General features: G+C 72.4%; 11 protein-coding genes. 4 read left to right on the plus strand and 7 right to left on the minus strand.

Annotated features, from left to right (window positions below; all coding sequences use genetic code 11):
- Positions 1–9: 9 nt before the first annotated feature.
- On the minus strand, positions 10–873 hold the full coding sequence (locus tag ACZ4VK_RS06605; protein ID WP_468349184.1) for an acyl-CoA thioesterase: 864 nt from the start codon (positions 871–873) through the stop codon (positions 10–12).
- Between the two features lie 12 nt (positions 874–885).
- Entirely contained in the window at positions 886–3,399 is a 2,514-nt protein-coding gene (locus ACZ4VK_RS06610) for a DEAD/DEAH box helicase (protein WP_468349186.1), read from the minus strand.
- A gap of 131 nt (positions 3,400–3,530) precedes the next feature.
- Here ACZ4VK_RS06610 and ACZ4VK_RS06615 point away from each other — a divergent pair, with 131 nt between their 5' ends.
- Complete coding sequence (locus ACZ4VK_RS06615) at positions 3,531–4,322, plus strand: metal-dependent hydrolase (protein ID WP_468349188.1); 792 nt, start codon at positions 3,531–3,533, stop codon at positions 4,320–4,322.
- Positions 4,323–4,381: 59 nt separating this feature from the next.
- Here ACZ4VK_RS06615 and ACZ4VK_RS06620 read toward each other — a convergent pair whose 3' ends face one another.
- Both ACZ4VK_RS06620 and ACZ4VK_RS06625 read right to left on the minus strand, forming a co-directional pair.
- Positions 4,382–6,163 (minus strand): ABC transporter ATP-binding protein, encoded by a 1,782-nt coding sequence (locus tag ACZ4VK_RS06620; RefSeq protein WP_468349190.1) that lies wholly within the window; start codon positions 6,161–6,163, stop codon positions 4,382–4,384.
- Positions 6,160–8,007, minus strand: coding sequence for an ABC transporter transmembrane domain-containing protein (locus ACZ4VK_RS06625; RefSeq protein ID WP_468349192.1), 1,848 nt, complete (start codon positions 8,005–8,007; stop codon positions 6,160–6,162). The genes ACZ4VK_RS06620 and ACZ4VK_RS06625 overlap by 4 nt, the downstream gene beginning before the upstream one ends.
- A gap of 203 nt (positions 8,008–8,210) precedes the next feature.
- On the opposite strand from ACZ4VK_RS06625, the gene ACZ4VK_RS06630 reads away from it, so the two are divergent.
- Positions 8,211–9,818, plus strand: a complete 1,608-nt coding sequence (locus ACZ4VK_RS06630; RefSeq protein WP_468349194.1) for a peptide-N4-asparagine amidase — start codon at positions 8,211–8,213, stop codon at positions 9,816–9,818.
- Positions 9,819–9,864: 46 nt separating this feature from the next.
- Here the strand turns inward: ACZ4VK_RS06630 and ACZ4VK_RS06635 are convergent, their stop codons facing one another.
- From ACZ4VK_RS06635 to ACZ4VK_RS06645, 3 genes are all read right to left on the minus strand, one after another.
- Entirely contained in the window at positions 9,865–11,301 is a 1,437-nt protein-coding gene (locus ACZ4VK_RS06635; protein ID WP_468349196.1) for a Gfo/Idh/MocA family protein, read from the minus strand.
- A gap of 154 nt (positions 11,302–11,455) precedes the next feature.
- Positions 11,456–14,380: an FAD-binding and (Fe-S)-binding domain-containing protein gene (locus ACZ4VK_RS06640; protein ID WP_468349198.1), complete on the minus strand. Its 2,925-nt coding sequence runs from the start codon at positions 14,378–14,380 to the stop codon at positions 11,456–11,458.
- A 39-nt stretch (positions 14,381–14,419) separates the two neighbouring features.
- The gene (locus ACZ4VK_RS06645; RefSeq protein ID WP_468349200.1) at positions 14,420–14,881 is read right to left on the minus strand and encodes a MarR family winged helix-turn-helix transcriptional regulator; all 462 of its coding nucleotides are present in this window, start codon (positions 14,879–14,881) and stop codon (positions 14,420–14,422) included.
- Positions 14,882–14,970: 89 nt separating this feature from the next.
- Here ACZ4VK_RS06645 and ACZ4VK_RS06650 point away from each other — a divergent pair, with 89 nt between their 5' ends.
- Positions 14,971–16,839, plus strand: coding sequence for an ABC transporter ATP-binding protein (locus ACZ4VK_RS06650; RefSeq protein ID WP_468349202.1), 1,869 nt, complete (start codon positions 14,971–14,973; stop codon positions 16,837–16,839).
- A gap of 309 nt (positions 16,840–17,148) precedes the next feature.
- Positions 17,149–18,072, plus strand: a complete 924-nt coding sequence (gene mltG, locus ACZ4VK_RS06655) for an endolytic transglycosylase MltG (RefSeq protein ID WP_468349204.1) — start codon at positions 17,149–17,151, stop codon at positions 18,070–18,072.
- Positions 18,073–18,091: the final 19 nt, after the last annotated feature.

Raw genomic sequence — 18,091 nt, forward strand, 5'->3', positions numbered from 1 at the left:
CCGACCCGTTCAGAGCTTTCTGAACAGGCCCTCCTGCACCACCGACACCAGGAGCCTGCCCTCACGGTCGTAGATCCGGCCCCGCGCGAGTCCCCGGCCGCCCGTCGCGATCGGGGACTCCTGGTCGTACAGGAACCACTCGTCCGCGCGGAACGGCCGGTGGAACCACATCGCGTGGTCGAGCGACGCCATGTCGAAGCCCCGCGGGCCCCAGAGCGGCTCGACGGGGATGCGGACCGCGTCCAGGAGCGTCATGTCCGAGGCGTACGTCAGGGCGCAGGTGTGGACCAGCGGGTCGTCGCCGAGCGGACCGACGGCCCGCATCCACACCGCGCTGCGCGGGTCCGCGTCGGTGACCTCCTCCTTGGTCCAGCGCAGCCGGTCCACGTACCGGATGTCGAAGGGCTGCCGCCGGGCCATCCGCTCCAGGGACTCCGGCAGGGCGCCCAGGTGCTCCCGGATCTCGTCCGCCAGGTTCGGGAGGGTCTCCGGGTCGGTCAGATGCCTCGGCGGCAGCTGGTGCTCGAAGCCCGCCTCCTCCGGCTTGTGGAAGGAGGCCGTCAGGTTGAAGATCGTCCGCCCCTCCTGGATGGCCGTGACCCGGCGGGTGGTGAAGGAGCGCCCGTCCCGGACCCGCTCCACCTGGTACACGATCGGCACCCCCGGCCGCCCCGGCCGCAGGAAGTAGGCGTGCAGCGAGTGCACCGGCCGGTCGCCCTCCGTGGTGCGGCCGGCCGCGACCAGGGCCTGCCCGGCGACCTGCCCGCCGAAGACCCGTTGCAGCGACTCCTGCGGGCTGAGCCCACGGAAGATGTCGACCTCGATCCGCTCCAGGTCGAGCAGATCGACGAGCCTCTCGGCGGGACTTGTCACCTGTGCACTCCTCTACAGCTGTCCGACGGACGTGACACGGACGACCGCGCGGCCCTCCTCGTCCGAGGCCGCGAGATCCACCTCCGCGCTGATGCCCCAGTCATGGTCGCCGTTCGGGTCGGCGAAGGTCTGCCGGACGCGCCACAGGCCGTGCGCCGCGTCCTCCTCGATGGAGAGCAGCTTCGGGCCGCGCGCGTCCGGGCCCGTACCGAGGTCGTCGTACTCGTCCCAGTACGCGTCCATCGCGTCGCCCCACGCGTCCGCGTCCCAGCCGGACTCCGCGTCGAGCTCGCCGAGCGCCGCCAGGTTGTCGAGGGCGGCCAGCTCCACCCGGCGGAACATCGCGTTGCGCACCAGGACCCGGAAGGCGCGGGCGTTGGCCGTGACCGGCTTGACCTGGTCGGCCTTCTCCTGGGCCTCCTCGGCCGTCTGGACCTCCGGGTTGGCCAGCTGCTCCCACTCGTCGAGCAGCGAGGAGTCGACCTGGCGCACCATCTCGCCCAGCCAGGCGATCAGGTCCTCCAGGTCCTCGGTCTTCAGGTCGTCCGGGATGGTGTGGTCGAGCGCCTTGTACGCGCTCGCGAGGTACCGCAGGACGATGCCCTCGGTCCTGGCCAGCTCGTACCAGGAGGTGAACTCGGTGAAGGTCAGGGCCCGTTCGTACATGTCACGGATGACGGACTTCGGCGACACCGGGTGGTCGCCGACCCACGGGTGCGACGTCCGGTAGACGTTGTACGCGTGCCAGAGGAGCTCCTCCAGCGGCTTCGGGTACGAGATGTCCTGGAGCCGCTCCATCCGCTCCTCGTACTCGACGCCGTCCGCCTTCATCCGCCCGACGGCCTCGCCGCGCGCCTTGTTCTGCATGGCGGCGAGGATCTGGCGCGGGTCGTCGAGCGTCGACTCGACGACGGAGACCATGTCCAGGGCGTACGAGGGGGACTCCGGGTCGAGCAGGTCGAAGGCGGCGAGCGCGAACGTCGACAGCGGCTGGTTGAGCGCGAAGTCCTGCTGGAGGTCGACCGTGAGGCGGATCGTGCGGCCCTCGGCGTCCGGCTCGGGCAGCTGCTCCACGACCCCGCCGTCGAGCAGCGAGCGGTAGATCGCGATGGCCCGGCGGATGTGCCGCAGCTGGGCCTTGCGCGGCTCGTGGTTGTCCTCCAGGAGCGTGCGCATCGCCTGGAAGGCGTCGCCCGGGCGGGCGATCACCGAGAGCAGCATGATGTTGGTGACCTTGAAGCGGGAGGTCAGCGGCTCCGGCTCGGCGCCGATCAGCTTCTCGAAGGTGGTGTCGCTCCAGGCGACGAAGCCCTCCGGGGCCTTCTTGCGGACCACCTTGCGGCGCTTCTTCGGGTCGTCGCCGGCCTTGGCGAGCGCCTTCTCGTTCTCGATGACGTGCTCGGGGGCCTGGGCGACCACGAGGCCGGCCGTGTCGAAGCCGGCCCGTCCGGCCCGGCCCGCGATCTGGTGGAACTCACGGGCGCGCAGGGTGCGGACCCGGTTGCCGTCGTACTTCGTCAGGGCCGTGAAGAGCACCGTACGGATCGGCACGTTCACGCCGACGCCGAGCGTGTCCGTCCCGCAGATCACCTTCAGGAGACCCGCCTGGGCCAGCTTCTCCACGAGACGGCGGTACTTGGGCAGCATGCCGGCGTGGTGCACGCCGATGCCGTGGCGGACGTAACGCGAGAGGTTCTGGCCGAACTTGGTTGTGAAGCGGAAGTTGCCGATCAGCTCGGCGATCTTGTCCTTCTCCTCGCGCGTGCACATGTTGATGCTCATCAGCGACTGCGCGCGCTCCACGGCCTGCGCCTGCGTGAAGTGCACGATGTAGACCGGCGCCTGTCGGGTCTCCAGGAGCTCGGTCAGCGTGTCCGTGATGGGCGTGAGCCGGTACTCGTACGAGAGCGGCACCGGCCGGGTCGCCGAGCGGACCACCGAGGTCGGCCGGCCCGTGCGCCGGGTCAGGTCCTTCTCGAACATCGACATGTCGCCGAGCGTCGCCGACATGAGCACGAACTGTGCCTGGGGGAGTTCGAGCAGCGGGATCTGCCAGGCCCAGCCGCGGTCCTGCTCGGCGTAGAAGTGGAACTCGTCCATCACGACCTGGCCGATGTCCGCGTACTTGCCGTCCCGCAGCGCGATCGAGGCGAGGACCTCCGCCGTGCAGCAGATCACCGGGGCGTCCGCGTTCACGGAGGCGTCACCGGTCAGCATGCCGACGTTCTCGGTGCCGAAGAGCTTGCACAGCTCGAAGAACTTCTCCGACACAAGGGCCTTGATCGGCGCGGTGTAGAAGGTCACCTGGTCGTTGGCGAGCGCCGTGAAGTGCGCCCCGGCCGCGACCAGCGACTTTCCCGAGCCGGTGGGTGTGGACAAGATCACGTTGGCCCCGGAGACCACCTCGATCAGCGCCTCTTCCTGGGCCGGGTAGAGCGTGATGCCCCGGTCCTCGGCCCAGGAGGAGAAGGCCTCGAAGAGGGCGTCGGGGTCGGCGGTCGGCGGCAGCTGATCGATAAGGGTCACGCCCCCATCTTGCCTGGATTCCGCTCGGATGAGGGAACCGGCCATCAGGAGCGAAGATCACGGAGGATAGGCTCGTCCGTCGACCGGTCGTCAACTGAGCGCCGGCAGGGGAGAAACGGGGCGGGCCAACCATGATGGGACCGGCGCATTCGCTGTCCGGAGCGGCCGCCTGGCTGGGGGTCGGGGCGGCAGCGGCGGCCTTCGACCGCCCGATGCCCTGGCCGGTTCTCGTCGTCGGCGCGCTCATCTGCGCGGGCGCCGCGCTCGCCCCCGACCTCGACCACAAGTCGGCGACGATCTCCCGCGCCTTCGGACCCGTCTCCAAGGGCCTGTGCGAGATCGTCGACAAGCTGTCGTACGCCGTCTACAAGGCGACCCGCTCCTCCGCCGACCCGCGCAGGTCCGGCGGCCACAGGACCCTCACCCACACCTGGCTCTGGGCGGTCCTGATCGGCGGCGGCGCCTCCGTCGCGGCGATCACCGGCGGCCGCTGGGCGGTGCTCGCCATCCTCTTCGTCCATCTGGTGCTCGCCGTGGAAGGCCTGCTGTGGCGGGCCGCCCGGATGTCCAGCGACGTCCTGGTGTGGCTGCTCGGCGCGACCAGCGCCTGGATCCTGGCGGGCGTCCTCGACCAGCCGGGCAACGGCTCGGACTGGTTCTTCACCGGCCCCGGCCAGGAGTACCTGTGGCTCGGCCTGCCGATCGTCCTCGGCGCCCTCGTCCACGACATCGGCGACGCGCTGACGGTCTCCGGCTGCCCGATCCTGTGGCCCATCCCGGTCGGCCGGAAGCGCTGGTACCCCATCGGCCCGCCGAAGGGCATGCGCTTCCGGGCCGGCAGCTGGGTCGAGCTCAAGGTCCTGATGCCCGCCTTCATGCTCCTGGGCGGTGCGGGCGGCGCCTCGGCGCTCGGCTTCCTCTAGCGATACGCGGAAGGGGCCGCACCGGAACGGTGCGGCCCCTTCTCATGTCCTCCGTGCGGTCAGCCGTGCCAGGACCGCCACAGCGCCGCGTACGCGCCGTCCGCCGCGACCAGTTCGCTGTGGCTGCCGAGCTCGCTGATCCGCCCGGACTCGACCACCGCGATCAGGTCGGCGTCGTGCGCGGTGTGCAGCCGGTGGGCGATGGCCACCACCGTGCGGCCGTCCAGGACACGGGCGAGGGAGCGCTCCAGGTGCCGGGCCGCCCGCGGGTCGAGCAGCGAGGTCGCCTCGTCGAGGACCAGGGTGTGCGGGTCCGCGAGGACGAGGCGGGCAAGGGCGATCTGCTGGGCCTGCGCCGGGGACAGGGAGGCGCCGCCCGAGCCGACCTCGGTGTCCAGGCCCTCGCCGAGACCCCGGGCCCAGACCTCCGCGTCCACCGCCGTCAGCGCGGCCCACAGCTCGGTGTCCGACGCGCCCGTCCTGGCAAGCAGCAGATTGTCACGGAGGGTGCCCACGAAGACGTGGTGCTCCTGGTTGACCAGGGCCACGTGCTCACGGACCCGCTCGGCGGGCATCCGCGCCAGTTCGGCGGCGCCGAGGGTGATCGAGCCGGTCCGAGGGGCGTAGACGCCCGCGAGCAGCCGGCCGAGCGTGGACTTGCCCGCGCCGGACGGACCGACCAGGGCGAGCCGGGTGCCGGGCGCCACCCTGAGGGAGACCTCGTGCAGCACGTCGACGCCCTCGCGGTAACCGAACCGCACCTCGTCCGCCCGGACGGCCCGGCCCTCAGGCCGCACCTCCGCGTCACCCGAGTCCGGCTCGATGTCCCGGACGCCGACGAGCCGGGCGAGCGACACCTGGGCGACCTGGAGCTCGTCGTACCAGCGGAGCACGATCCCGATCGGGTCCACCAGCATCTGCGCGAGCAGCGCGCCCGTCGTCAGCTGGCCTACGTCGATCCAGCCCCGCAGCACGAACACCCCGCCGAGCAGGAGCACGGAACAGAGCACCGTCACATGGGTGAGGTTGACGACGGGGAAGAGCACCGAGCGCAGGAAGAGCGTGTACCTCTCCCAGGCGACCCACTCCGAGATGCGCCGGTTCGACAGGGCGATCCGGCGCTCGCCCAGGCGGTGCGCCTCGACCGTACGGCCCGCGTCGACCGTCTCGGCGAGGGCGGCGGCCACCGCCGCGTACCCCGCGGACTCCGAGCGGTACGCCGAGGGCGCCCGCTTGAAGTACCAGCGGCCGCCGACGATCAGCAGCGGCGCCGCGAGCAGCGCGGCGAGCGCGAGCGGCGGCGCCGTCACCGCGAGGCCGCCCAGCAGCAGCCCCGCCCACACGACGCCGATGGCCAGCTGGGGCACGGCCTCGCGCATCGCGTTGGAGAGCCGGTCGACGTCCGTGGTGATCCGGGAGAGCAGATCGCCCGTACCGGCCCGTTCGAGTACGCCGGGCGGCAGGCCGACCGCGCGGACGAGGAAGTCCTCCCGCAGGTCGGCCAGCATCTCCTCGCCGAGCATCGCCCCGCGCAGCCGGACGAGCCGTACGAAGAAGGTCTGGACGAGCAGGGCGGCCGCGAAAAGGGCGACCGTCCGCTCCAGATGGAGCTCGCGTGCCCCCGAGGCCAGTTCGTCCACCACCGAACCCAGCAGGTACGGGCCGGCCATCGAGGCGACCACGGCGACCGCGTTCACCCCGATGAGCAGCGCGAACGCCCGCCGGTGGCGGCGCAGCAGCGCACGCGCGTAGGCGCGGACGGTCGCGGTGCCGGCGACGGGCAGCGTGGTCGCCGTCGTCGGGGCCGCCGGGTCGTACGCCGGAGGCGCCAGGCCGATCATGCCGTCTCCCCTTCCAGTGCTTCGATCTCGTCCGCTTCGAGTTCATCCGCTTCGAGTTCGTCCGCTTCGGTCTCGCCGAGGCGGGGGCCCGGCGGGCTGAGTTCCTCGTCGGTCTCCCGGGTGACGACCGCCCGGTAGCGGGGCTCCCGGGCGAGCAGCTCACGGTGGGTGCCGACGGCGACCGCCTGGCCCTCGTGGACCAGGACGACCCGGTCGGCGCGGTCCAGGAGCAGCGGCGACGAGGCGAGGACCACGGTGGTCCTGGCCGCGCGCAGCTCGCTGACACCGGCCGCGACCCGCGCCTCGGTGTGGGCGTCGACCGCCGAGGTGGGCTCGTCGAGGACGAGCACCTCCGGGTCGGTCACCAGGGACCGGGCGAGCGCGAGCCGCTGCCGCTGGCCGCCGGAGAGCGACCGGCCCCGCTCGGTGATCCTGGTGCGCATCGGGTCGCCGTCGGCGTCCACGGAGGCCTGCGCCAGGGCGTCGAGGACGTCCTCGCACCGGGCGGCGGCCAGGGCCTGGCCGGGGAGCACCTCGCCGGAGCGGGGCACGTCGAGCAGCTCCTGGAGCGTGCCCGAGAGCAGGACCGGGTCCTTGTCCTGGACGAGGACGGCCGTACGGGCGGCCCCGAGGGGGAGTTCGTCGAGCGGCACCCCGCCGAGCAGCACCGAGGTGTGGTCCTCGCCCGGTTCGGCCGGGTGGCCGCCGAGCCGGTCGGCGAGCCGCCCGGCGACGTCCGGGTCGCCGCAGACGACGGCCGTGAGGAGGCCGGCCGGTGCGAGCAGGCCGGTCAGCGGGTCGTACAGGTCCCCGGTCGCCTTGCGCTCCCCGTCGCCGGTGGTGGTGACCGTACGGCTCAGGGCGAGCACCCGCGCGGCCCGCTTCGCCGACGGACGGGAGAAGGAGAAGGCCATGGCGATCTCCTCGAAGTTCCGCAGCGGGTGGTAGGTGAGGGCGACGGCGCTGTACACGGTGACCAGCGCACCGACCGTGATCCGTCCGTCGAGCGCGAGCCGCGCCCCGTACGCCACCACGACGATGAGCAGGATGCCGGGCAGCACGACCTGGGTCGCGGAGATCAGCGCCCACATGCGGGCGCTGCGGACGGCCGCCTCGCGGACCTCCTGGGAGGCGGCGCGGTAGCGGCCGAGGAACAGCTCCTCGCCGCCGATGCCGCGCAGCACCCGGAGTCCGGCGACGGTGTCGGAGGCCAGTTCGGTGGCCTTGCCCGCCTTCTCGCGCTGGATGTCCGCCCGGCGCGTCGCGCGGGGGAGGAGCGGCAGCACGGACAGGGCGAGGAGGGGGACGCCGACGGCCACCACGACGCCGAGGGAGGGTTCGTAGACGATGAGGCCCGCGCAGACGAGGACCAGGACGACGGCGCCGGCGGCGAACCGTGACAGGGCCTCGACGAACCAGCCGATCTTCTCGACGTCGCCGGTGGAGACGGCGACGACCTCGCCCGCGGCGACCCGCCGGGTCAGGACGGAGCCGAGCTCGGCGGTCTTGCGGGAGAGGAGCTGCTGGACCCGGGCGGAGGCCGTGATCCAGTTGGTGACGGCGGTGCGGTGCAGCATCACGTCACCCACGGTGATCGCGGCTCCGAAGAGCAGGAGCAGCGCACCGGCGAACGCGAGCCGCCCGCTGTCGCGGTCCACGACCGCCTGCACGGCGATGCCGACGCCGAACGGAAGGCCGGCGATCCCCAGGTGGTGGAGGAGTCCCCAGAGCGTGGCCCTCACCTGCCCGCCGAGCTGTTGTCGGCCGAGCCAGACGAGGAACCGGGTGCCCGAGCGGACATCGGGGACCCCTGGGTCGGCGTGGGGAAGATCTCGAATCTGCATGGGTCCCAGGGTCTCCGGGTCTCGTCTGGGGGTACGCGCGCCGGGATGTGCGCCTGTGGAGTCCGGCGGCGGGGGAAACCGTGCAAGGTTCGCTTTTTCCCCGCCGGGCGGCAATCGATTTTCCCCATGACGGAACAGATCGCGCCATGTCCGCTCATCGTCCTCTGGACCGCGCGGCGCTGACCACGCTTCACTTCCGCCCCATGAGATCACTCAAGATCATGAGCATGCTCAGCGGTCTGGTGCTGGCCGCCGGCGCCCTGCTCACCGCCCAGCCGGCCGCCGCCGACGGTCCGAACGGTCCGACGCCTCCCGCCGAGTTCACCAGCGACTGGCACGACCCGGTCTCCGTCGCCCCGCCCGTCGAGACCCCCGGCACCCGCGCCTGCGAGGTGACCCTCGCCGCCGCCCAGTTCCGCGACTTCACCCCCTACCAGGGGAGTTACGCTCCGCCGAAGGAGTGCGGCACCCGCTGGAACAAGGTCGTCCTCCGCCTCGAAGGCAAGGTGAAGGGCCGCCAGTACGACCGCCTCGGCCACCTCACCGTCGGTGGCGTGGAGATCTTCCGCACCTCCACGCCCCAGCCCTCGCCCGACGGCATCGCCTGGTCCGTCGAGAAGGACGTCACCCGCTACCGGGACACCCTCAGCCGCCCGCAGCCGGTCGAGATGCTCATCGGCAATGTCGTGAACGAGACGTACACCGGCGTCATCGACGTCCGCGTCACCCTCACCTTCCACACCGCCCAGGGCCGCGTGAAACCCGCCGCCGGCACCCCCGACCGGGTGATCCCCCTCACCGGCGCCGCCCTCACCACCCCGCGCAACACCGAACGCGTCCTCGCCGAGGTGTACGCCACCGGCTCCGGCGGCGGCTGCGAGGAGTACTGGTACCTCTCCGTCCCCGACGCCGCCCCCTACTCCTGCCGGGCCGCCGAGGGCCCGCACCGCGAGGTCCGCGTCTCCGTCGACGGCCGCCTCGCCGGCATCGCCGCGCCCTTCCCCACGGTCTGGACCGGTGGCTGGTCCAACCCCTTCCTCTGGTACGTCACCCCCGGGCCGCGCGCCTTCGACGTCCAGCCGATCGTCTACGACCTGACGCCCTTCGCCGCCGTCCTCAACGACGGCCGCGCCCACCGCGTCGAGGTCACGGTCGCCGGTGTCCCGGCCGGGCAGTCGGGCTGGTCCACGCCCACCAACGTGCTGCTCTGGCAGGACGAGGGCAGCCGGGTCGTCACCGGCGGCCTCGACCGCCACGAGGAGACCGCGCCGCGCAACTCCTCGCGGTACACGGCGGGTTCGCCGCACCGCCTGGACACGGACGCGGACCACCGGCTCACCGTCGCCGGCCATCTGAACACCTCGCACGGCCGCGTCGACACCACCGTCACCCGTTCCGTGGCGCACACCTCCGTCCACCGCTGGGGCGAGGGGGAGAACCCGGACGCGTTCACCGCGCGCTGGACCGACCGGGAGACCGTCACCACCGGCCGGACCGTCACGCGCGCCGACCGGACGTACACGATGGACGGGGAGACGACGATCGGCGCGGGCGACCGGCTGCGGACGGTCCTCACCCTCGGGGACCGCGCCGACACGAGCGTCGTGCGCGACGGACGGCGCCTCTCCTGGTCGCGGCTCGACGACACGTACACCGGGGACGCCACGTACACCACCGGCGTTCCGCGCGACCAGCGGCACGCGGTCGGCACCACGAACGAGCGCTACCGCCTGTACGGCTCCGACGGCTGCCACGACCGGAGCGTGACGACCGTCCAGGGCAGCGTCACCGAGGACCTGCGACGCTGCTGACCACCACGGTGCCCGGCCCCCGGACAGCGGGGCCGGGCACCACGCCTCAGGCCGGCTTCACCGAGTCCAGTCCCGCGCGTGCCTTGGCCCACTCGCCGCGCGTGAAGTCGGGGATCTCCTGCGGGGCGCCCCCGGCCCTGATCGAGGCGTCGCTCAGCGGCAGCGGCGCCGTCCAGGTGGCGGCGTCGTACACGTCGAAGTCCGGGACGAGACCGAGCCGCATGCACTGCGTCAGCCGGTAGATCATCAGGTAGTCCATCCCGCCGTGGGCGCCCGGCGGGTTGGCGTGCTCCTTCCAGAGCCAGTGGTCGAACTCGGCCGCGTACGCCGAGAAGTCGCCCCACTCGTCGTCCTTGTGGTCCGGCTCCAGATAGATCCGGGCGGGGAAGTCCTCGAAGACGCCCCGCGTACCGCCCAGGCTGTTGATCCGGCTGTACGGGTGCGGGGTGGAGACGTCGTGCTCCAGGCGGATCACCCGGCCCTTGGCCGTCATGACCAGGCTGATCGTCCGGTCGCTCCCGGTGTACGACTCCTTCCAGCTGGGGTCGCCGGGCGGCATGTTCTCCTCGCGGTACTCGGCGAGACCCAGCGCGGGCGTGCCCAGACTGCTGATGCTCACGGCCCGGTCGCCCCGGTTGACGTCCATGTAGGAGGCGACGGGCCCGAAGCCGTGGTTCGGGTAGAGGTCGCCCTTCAGGCGGGTGTGCCAGAGCCGGCGCCAGGGACCCTCGTAGTACGTCGGGGAGAACATCAGCCCCCGCAGGTCGTGGTTGTACGCCCCCGCGCCGTGCAGCAGCCGGCCGAACTTGCCGGCGTGAGCCATCCGAAGGACCCGCAGCTCGTTCCGGCCGTAGCAGCAGTTCTCCAGCTGCATGCAGTGGCGGCGGGTCTGCTCCGACAGGTCGACCAGCTCCCACAGCTCGTCGAGCCGCATCGCGGCCGGGCACTCCACGCCCGCGTGCTTGCCGTTCAGCATCGCCGCCCGGGCGATCGCGAAGTGGGTCTCCCAGGGGGTGGCCACGTACACGAGGTCGACGTCCGAACGGGTGCAGAGCTTCTCGTAGTCGTCCTCGCCGTTCGTGTACAGGGCGGGGGTCGGCTGTCCGGCCGCGACCGTCTTCGCGGCCGCCCGTTCGGCCTTCTCCCGTACGGGGTCGCAGACGGCGGTCACCCGGACCCCCGGGAGCGAGAGGAAGTGCCCGATCATGGCGGCGCCCCGGTTGCCGTACCCGACGATGCCGACGCGGACCGTGGAGCGGCGCTCGAAGGGGACACCGGCCATGGTGGCGCCGCGGCGCTTCGGCGCGGCCGCGGTCCCGGCGGACGGGGCGGCTCGGGCGGACGTGGCGGCGGCTTGAGCGGACGGGACGGCGGCCTGCGCGTACGGGGTGCCGAGGGCGCCGACACCGAGACCGGCCCCGGCCGCCGCTGCTGTGCCGAGGACCTGACGGCGGCTCGGCGTGTGCGGCGTCTGCTCGTTCATGGAACCTCCCGGACCGAGTGCACGGCCGTCCCGACGGATGATCGGACTGTACTGTTCCGTCGCTCGCGCCGAGCGGCACGGGACACGCTCCGTCACCCGAACGTGCGAAGGCCCCTCACCGTTCGGCGTGAGGGGCACCCGGCCTGACGCACGGTCAGGGGCGCGTGGCCCGCTCCAGGGCGAGGAGCACCGATCCGTAGCCGCGGCCCGTCGCCCGTTCCATCCCGATCTCGCACATCCGGTTGGCCGAGAGATGCGCGTCGAAGGTCCGCGCCGTCACCTCGGCCGCCTCACGGGCGGTGGCCGAGGCCGTCAGCTCCGGGTGCAGCATGCCCCGGTCGCCCGCGAAGGCGCAGCAGCCCGCGTCGGCGGGGACGACGACCTCCTCCGCGCAGGCCCCGGCGAGCGCCGTCAGCCTGTCCTCGTCGCCGAGATGCCGCATCGAGCACGTCGGATGCACCACGGCGGAGCCGACCCGGCGGCGCACGTCGAGCCGTGGAAGGAGTTCGTCCGCCGCCCACACCAGCGAGTCGAGGACCGTCATCTCCGCGTGCAGCGCCCGGTTGTCCGCCGTCAGATACGGCACCACCTCGTGCGCGATGCCGAGCGTGCACGAGGAGGCGTCCACCACCAGCGGCAGCGTCCCGCCCGCCGTCCACCCCCAGGCCGCCTCGACGATCCGGTTCGCCATCACCTCGTTGCCCCGCGCGTACCCCTTGGAGTGCCAGATCGTCGCGCAGCACGTACCGGCGACGTCGTCCGGGATCCACACCGGCCTCCCCGCCCGCGCCGACACCGCGACCACCGCCTCGGGGAGCGAGGGCCCGGGGTCGCCCTCCGGGCCTCCGAAGATCCGGTTCACACAGGCCGGGTAGTAGACGGCGGCCGCCGCCGGGCGGTGGGTGCGGGGCAGCCGGCGGGCCGCCGCGCCCGGGATCTCCGGCAGCCACTCCGGCACCAGGTCGCTGCTGAACGCCCTCCTGGCCAGGCCCGTCACCGAACCGAGGACCCGGTCGCCGATCCGGTCCGCCGCGGCGACCGCGAGCCGTGCGGAGGCCTCCACCGCCCGGAAGTTCCGCGCGGCCAGGGCGGCGATCCGCTCCTCGCGCGGCGAGTGGCGCTCGTGCCGGAACTCCCTCATGAGCGCGCCCGTGTCGATCCCCACCGGGCAGGCGAGCGCGCAGGTGGAGTCCCCGGCGCAGGTGTCTACGGCGTCGTAGCCGTACGCCTCCAGAAGCCGTGTCTCGACCGGGGAGCCCGCGCTCTGCCGCATCATCTCCCTGCGCAGCACGATCCGTTGGCGCGGAGTGGTCGTCAGGTCCTGGCTGGGACAGGTCGGCTCGCAGAATCCGCACTCGATGCAGGGATCGGCGATCCGTTCCACGGAGGGGATCGTCTTCAGGCCGCGCAGATGGGCCTGCGGGTCGCGGTCGAGGACGATCCTCGGGGCGAGCACACCGTCGGGGTCGATGGCCTCCTTGGTCCGCCACATCAGGTCGGTGGCCTTCGTGCCCCATTCCAGTTCGAGGAAGGGCGCGATGTTGCGGCCGGTGGCGTGCTCGGCCTTCAGGGAGCCGTCGAAGCGTTCCACGGTCAGCTTGCAGAACTCGTCCATGAACCGCGCGTACCGCTCGACGTCGGAGGGGTCGGCGGCGTCGAAGGCGAGGAGGAAGTGGAGGTTGCCGTGCGCGGCGTGACCGGCCACGGCAGCGTCGAAGCCGTGCCGGGACTGGAGGTCGAGCAGTGCGGCGCACGCCTCCGCGAGCCGGGACGGCGGTACGGCGAAGTCCTCGGTGATCAGGGTCGTCCCCGCGGGACGCGAGCCGCCGACGGCCGTCACGAAGGCCTTGCGGGCCTTCCAGTAGCCGGAGATCCTCTTCGGGTCGCGGGTGAACGCGTTCTCCACGGAGGCCACCGGGGCGACCAGGCCGAGCCCGGCGAGGACCTCCTGCGCCGCCCGCTCGTACGCGGCGAGCGCCGTCGCGTCCGGCGCCCGGAACTCGACCAGGAGCGCCGTCGTCTCCCGGGGCAGCTCCGCCCAGTCCGCCGGCACGCCCGCCACGGTCACCGAGGCCCGCAGCGTGTTGCCGTCCATCAGCTCGACGGCCAGGGCCCCGGCCTCGTTGAAGAGGGGCACGGCGGCGGCAGCCGCCGGGAGCGAGGGGAAGAAGAGCAGGGCCGTGGACACCTCGCGGTCCAGCGGCAGCGTGTCGAGGACGACCTCCGCGATGAAACCGAAGGTGCCCTCGGAGCCGACCATGAGGCCCCGCAGGATCCGCACCGGGGTGTCGCCGTCGAGGAAGGCGTCGAGCCGGTAGCCGTTGGTGTTCTTGATGGCGTACTTGGCCCGGATCCGGGCGGTCAGCGCGGCGTCCGCCTCGATCTCCGCCTTGATCGCGAGCAGCTCCGCGCAGAGCCTCGGCTCGGCGCGCGCCAGCTGCTCGTCGGCGTCCGGGTCCGCCGTGTCGACGACGGTGCCGCTCGGCAGCACGAAGGTGAGGGAGGAGAGCGTCCGGTACGCGTTCCGGGTCGTCCCGGCGGTCATGCCGGAGGCGTTGTTGGCGACGACCCCGCCGATCGTGCAGGCGACGGCGCTGGCCGGATCGGGGCCAAGGACCCGTCCGTACGGGGCGAGCGCGGCATTGGCGCGTACGACGGTGGTGCCGGGGCGGATCCGGGCGCGGGCGCCGCCGTCGAGGACCTCGACGCCCACCCAGTGGCGGCGCACGTCGACCAGGATGTCCTCGCCCTGCGCCTGCCCGTTGAGGCTGGTCCCGGCGGCCCGGAAGACCACCTCGCGGCCCTTGCCGTGCGCGTACGAGAGGACCGTGGAGATGTCGTCGATGTCCTCGGCGACCACGACGACCTGCGGCACGAACCGGTAGGGGCTGGCGTCCGACGCGTATCGGACGAGGTCGGAGATCCCCGACAGGACCTTCTCCGGGCCGAGGAACTCGGTGAGCTCCTCGCGCAGCCGCCGTGGCGTGCCCCGCGACAGGAGCTCCGGGACGCGGTCCGGGGCCGGACTCCGCTTCGTACCGGGGCGAAGGGTCTGCGGGTTCGGCTCGAACAGCGGCATGTCACGGCTCCCCTTCGGCGCGTCCCCGCGCCCGTGGGGTCAGCAGCCGCCTTCGGGACCGGGGTCGACCAGGGCGGTCAGCAGACCTCCGAGCACCTCGCGCTGTGCGGCGGTCAATGGAGCAAGGATGTCCTCTGCGGCCGCCCGGCGCGCGCTGCGCAGCTCGCGCAGCGTGGCGCGGCCCGCGTCGGTGAGCTCGATCCGCACGACCCGGCGGTTGGTCGGGTCGTGCACCCTGCGGACCCGGTCGACGGCCTCGAGCCCGTCGACGAGACTGGTCACGGCGCGCGGGACGACTTCGAGGCGGGCCGCGAGGTCGGCCATCCTGGGCGGTTCCCCGAAGTGCGCGACCGTGCGCAGCAGCCTGGACTGGGCGGGGGTGATGCCGACCGGCTCCAGGTGGCGCTTCTGGATGCGGTGCAGCCGCCGGGTGAGCCGCAGGAGCTGTTCTGCGAGGAGCCCGTCGGCGTCGGGCCTGGCCAGCGCGTCGGAGGAGGTCATGCGGGAACAATATCAGGACCATGTTCATTGTGAGCGTAGGTAACAGTGAGCTATGCTCTGATCGACATCGTCGACCCTCGAAGGAGCCCATGCGCCCCCACGACCAGTCCGACTGGACGCCCCCTCCCCGCGACTCCGACCAGCCGAAGGAGCCCGCGCAGGTGCGGCGCATCCTGCGACTCTTCCGCCCCTACCGCGCGCGCCTTGTCGTCGTCGGCCTCCTGGTCGGCGCCGCCTCGCTCGTCTCGGTCGCCTCACCCTTCCTGCTCAAGGAGATCCTGGACACCGCGATCCCGCAGGGCCGCACCGGGCTGCTCAGCCTGCTCGCCCTCGGCATGATCGCCACCGCCGTGCTGACCAGCGTGTTCGGCGTGCTCCAGACCCTCATCTCGACCACCGTCGGCCAGCGCGTCATGCACGACCTGCGCACCGGGGTCTACGAGCAGCTCCAGCGGATGCCGCTGGCCTTCTTCACCCGCACCCGTACCGGCGAGGTCCAGTCCCGGATCGCCAACGACATCGGCGGCATGCAGGCCACCGTGACCTCGACGGCCACCTCCCTCGTCTCCAACCTCACCGCCGTCGTCGCGACCATCGTCGCCATGCTCGCCCTCGACTGGCGCCTCACCGTCGTCTCGCTGCTCCTGCTGCCGGTCTTCGTCTGGATCAGCCGGCGCGTCGGACGCGAGCGCAAGCGGATCACCACCCAGCGCCAGAAGCAGATGGCCGCCATGGCCGCGACCGTCACCGAGTCCCTCTCCGTCAGCGGCATCCTGCTCGGCCGCACCATGGGCCGCGCCGACTCGCTGACCAGGTCCTTCGCCGAGGAGTCCGAGCGCCTCGTCGACCTCGAAGTGCGCTCCTCCATGGCCGGACGCTGGCGGATGTCCACCATCGGCATCGTCATGGCCGCCATGCCCGCCCTGATCTACTGGGCCGCCGGCATCGCGGTGGGCTCGGGCGGGACCGAGATCTCGCTCGGCACGCTCGTCGCCTTCGTCTCGCTCCAGCAGGGCCTCTTCCGGCCCGCCGTCAGCCTGCTCTCCACCGGTGTGCAGATGCAGACGTCCCTCGCGCTCTTCCAGCGCATCTTCGAGTACCTCGACCTGCCCGTGGACATCACCGAGCCCGCGGAGCCGGTCCGGCTCCCCGAGGTCAGGGGCGAGGTCGCCTTCGAGGCGGTCGAGTTCCGCTACGACGCGGGGGCCACCGGCCGCCCGACCCTGGACTCCATCGACCTGACCGTCCCCGCCGGCGGCAGCCTGGCCGTCGTCGGCCCCACCGGCTCCGGCAAGTCGACCCTCAGCTACCTCGTGCCGCGCCTCTACGACGTCACCGGCGGCCGTGTCACCCTCGACGGCGTCGACGTGCGCGACCTGGATTTCGACACCCTCGCCCGCGCGGTCGGCGTGGTCTCCCAGGAGACGTACCTCTTCCACGCCTCCGTCGCCGACAACCTCCGCTTCGCCAAGCCGGACGCCACCGACGAGGAGATCGAGGCCGCCGCCCGTGCCGCCCAGATCCACGAGCACATCGCCTCGCTCCCCGAGGGGTACGACACCCTGGTCGGCGAGCGCGGCTACCGCTTCTCGGGCGGCGAGAAGCAGCGCCTGGCCATCGCCCGCACCATCCTCCGCGACCCGCCCGTACTGATTCTCGACGAGGCGACCAGCGCCCTGGACACCCGTACCGAGCAGGCGGTGCAGCAGGCCATCGACGAGCTCTCCGCCGGCCGCACCACGATCACCATCGCCCACCGGCTCTCCACCGTCCGCGAGGCCGACCAGATCGTCGTCCTGGACGCGGGGCGGATCGCGGAGCGCGGCACGCACGAGGAACTGCTCGCGCGGAACGGGCGGTACGCGGAGCTCGTCCGCCGGGACGCGCGCGGCGCCGTGAGCACCAGCGGCCAGGCCGAACAGGCGAACGTGGGAGCGGTTGTTCCCCAGAACGTGTGATCGTGCCGGAAATCGTTGCCCAACTCCCGTGCGGCGTCGGAAGATTGCGGAGCGCGCTCGACGGGCTGCAGACCGTGACCGTGCGTTCCGACAGCAATCCCACATCAGTCCCACGATGTACCTGTACGAGGAGAAGCACCACCATGAACGTCATCACCGATCTGCTCGCCGGCGTCTTCCACTTCCTGGGATGGCTCGTCTGACGATCGCAGTGCCCGGCGCCGTCGGTTCCCCGTCCCAGGGGACCGGCGGCGCCGCCGCGTGCGCGGGTTCCCCGGATTCCCGTACGGGCCGGGTTAGCGTGCGGCCATGACGTACCGGCCGCCGTCCCCGTACGCACCCCCGCGCCGCCGCCGGCGCCTGTCCCTTCCCCGGCCGCCCGGGCCCTCCCACCGCCCCCGGCTGACCCGGCGCGGCAGGATGGCACTCGTCCTCGGAGCGGTCCTCGTCGTGGCCGCCGGGATCACCGTCCCGCTGCTCCTGACCCGTGACGAACCCGCCGTCGAACAGCCCCGGGCGCTGCTCGTCCCCGAAGGCTGGCGGGCCGGCCAGGTCTACACCGCCGTCGACCGGGCGCTCGGCCTCCCCGAGGGCACCGCGCGACGGACCGCGACCGCGCCCGGGACCGCCCTTCCGCTGCCCGCCGCCGCCGGCGGCAACCCCGAGGGCTATCTCTTCCCCGCCACCTATCCGGTGCTCTCGGCCACGACCCCGGAAGGGTTGCTGCGCTTCATGGTGGACACGGCGGCCAAGCGCTTCGGCACCGCGCGGATCGCCGAGGGGGCGAAGGCGCGCGGACTCAGCGTGTACGAGACGGTGATCGCGGCCAGCATCGTGCAGGCCGAGGCCGACAACCCGGAGGACATGGCGAGGGTGGCCCGGGTCGTCCACAACCGGCTCGACCGGGGCATGGCGCTCCAGATGGACTCGACGCTCAACTACGCGCTCGGCCGCAGCACCGTGGACACCACGTACGAGGACACCCGGACGGAGAGCCCGTACAACACCTACGCGCGCAAGGGCCTGCCGCCGACGCCCATCGGCAACCCGGGGGACCAGGCCCTGGACGCGGTGATCCGGCCGGCGGACGGCGACTGGCTCTACTTCGTCACGGTGGCCCCGGGAGACACCCGCTTCACGGCCGACTACGCGGTCCACCAGGCGAACGTGGCCGAGTTCAACGCCCACCGGGGCGCCGCGAAGGCTGAGCCCGGCGTCGGTTCACCCGGCTGAGCCGGAGGTCGGTTCACAC

This window comes from Streptomyces sp. NPDC028711 (assembly GCF_055565415.1).

What these genes read in the sequence shown, in the direction of transcription:
- ACZ4VK_RS06615 (WP_468349188.1), top strand. Translation starts at nt 3,531, where the DNA reads ATGATGGGACCGGCGCATTCGCTGTCCGGAGCGGCCGCCTGGCTGGGG.
- ACZ4VK_RS06620 (WP_468349190.1), bottom strand. Translation starts at nt 6,163, where the DNA reads ATGATCGGCCTGGCGCCTCCGGCGTACGACCCGGCGGCCCCGACGACG.
- ACZ4VK_RS06625 (WP_468349192.1), bottom strand. Translation starts at nt 8,007, where the DNA reads ATGCAGATTCGAGATCTTCCCCACGCCGACCCAGGGGTCCCCGATGTC.
- ACZ4VK_RS06630 (WP_468349194.1), top strand. Translation starts at nt 8,211, where the DNA reads ATGAGATCACTCAAGATCATGAGCATGCTCAGCGGTCTGGTGCTGGCC.
- ACZ4VK_RS06635 (WP_468349196.1), bottom strand. Translation starts at nt 11,301, where the DNA reads ATGAACGAGCAGACGCCGCACACGCCGAGCCGCCGTCAGGTCCTCGGC.
- ACZ4VK_RS06640 (WP_468349198.1), bottom strand. Translation starts at nt 14,380, where the DNA reads ATGCCGCTGTTCGAGCCGAACCCGCAGACCCTTCGCCCCGGTACGAAG.
- ACZ4VK_RS06645 (WP_468349200.1), bottom strand. Translation starts at nt 14,881, where the DNA reads ATGACCTCCTCCGACGCGCTGGCCAGGCCCGACGCCGACGGGCTCCTC.
- ACZ4VK_RS06650 (WP_468349202.1), top strand. Translation starts at nt 14,971, where the DNA reads ATGCGCCCCCACGACCAGTCCGACTGGACGCCCCCTCCCCGCGACTCC.
- mltG (WP_468349204.1), top strand. Translation starts at nt 17,149, where the DNA reads ATGACGTACCGGCCGCCGTCCCCGTACGCACCCCCGCGCCGCCGCCGG.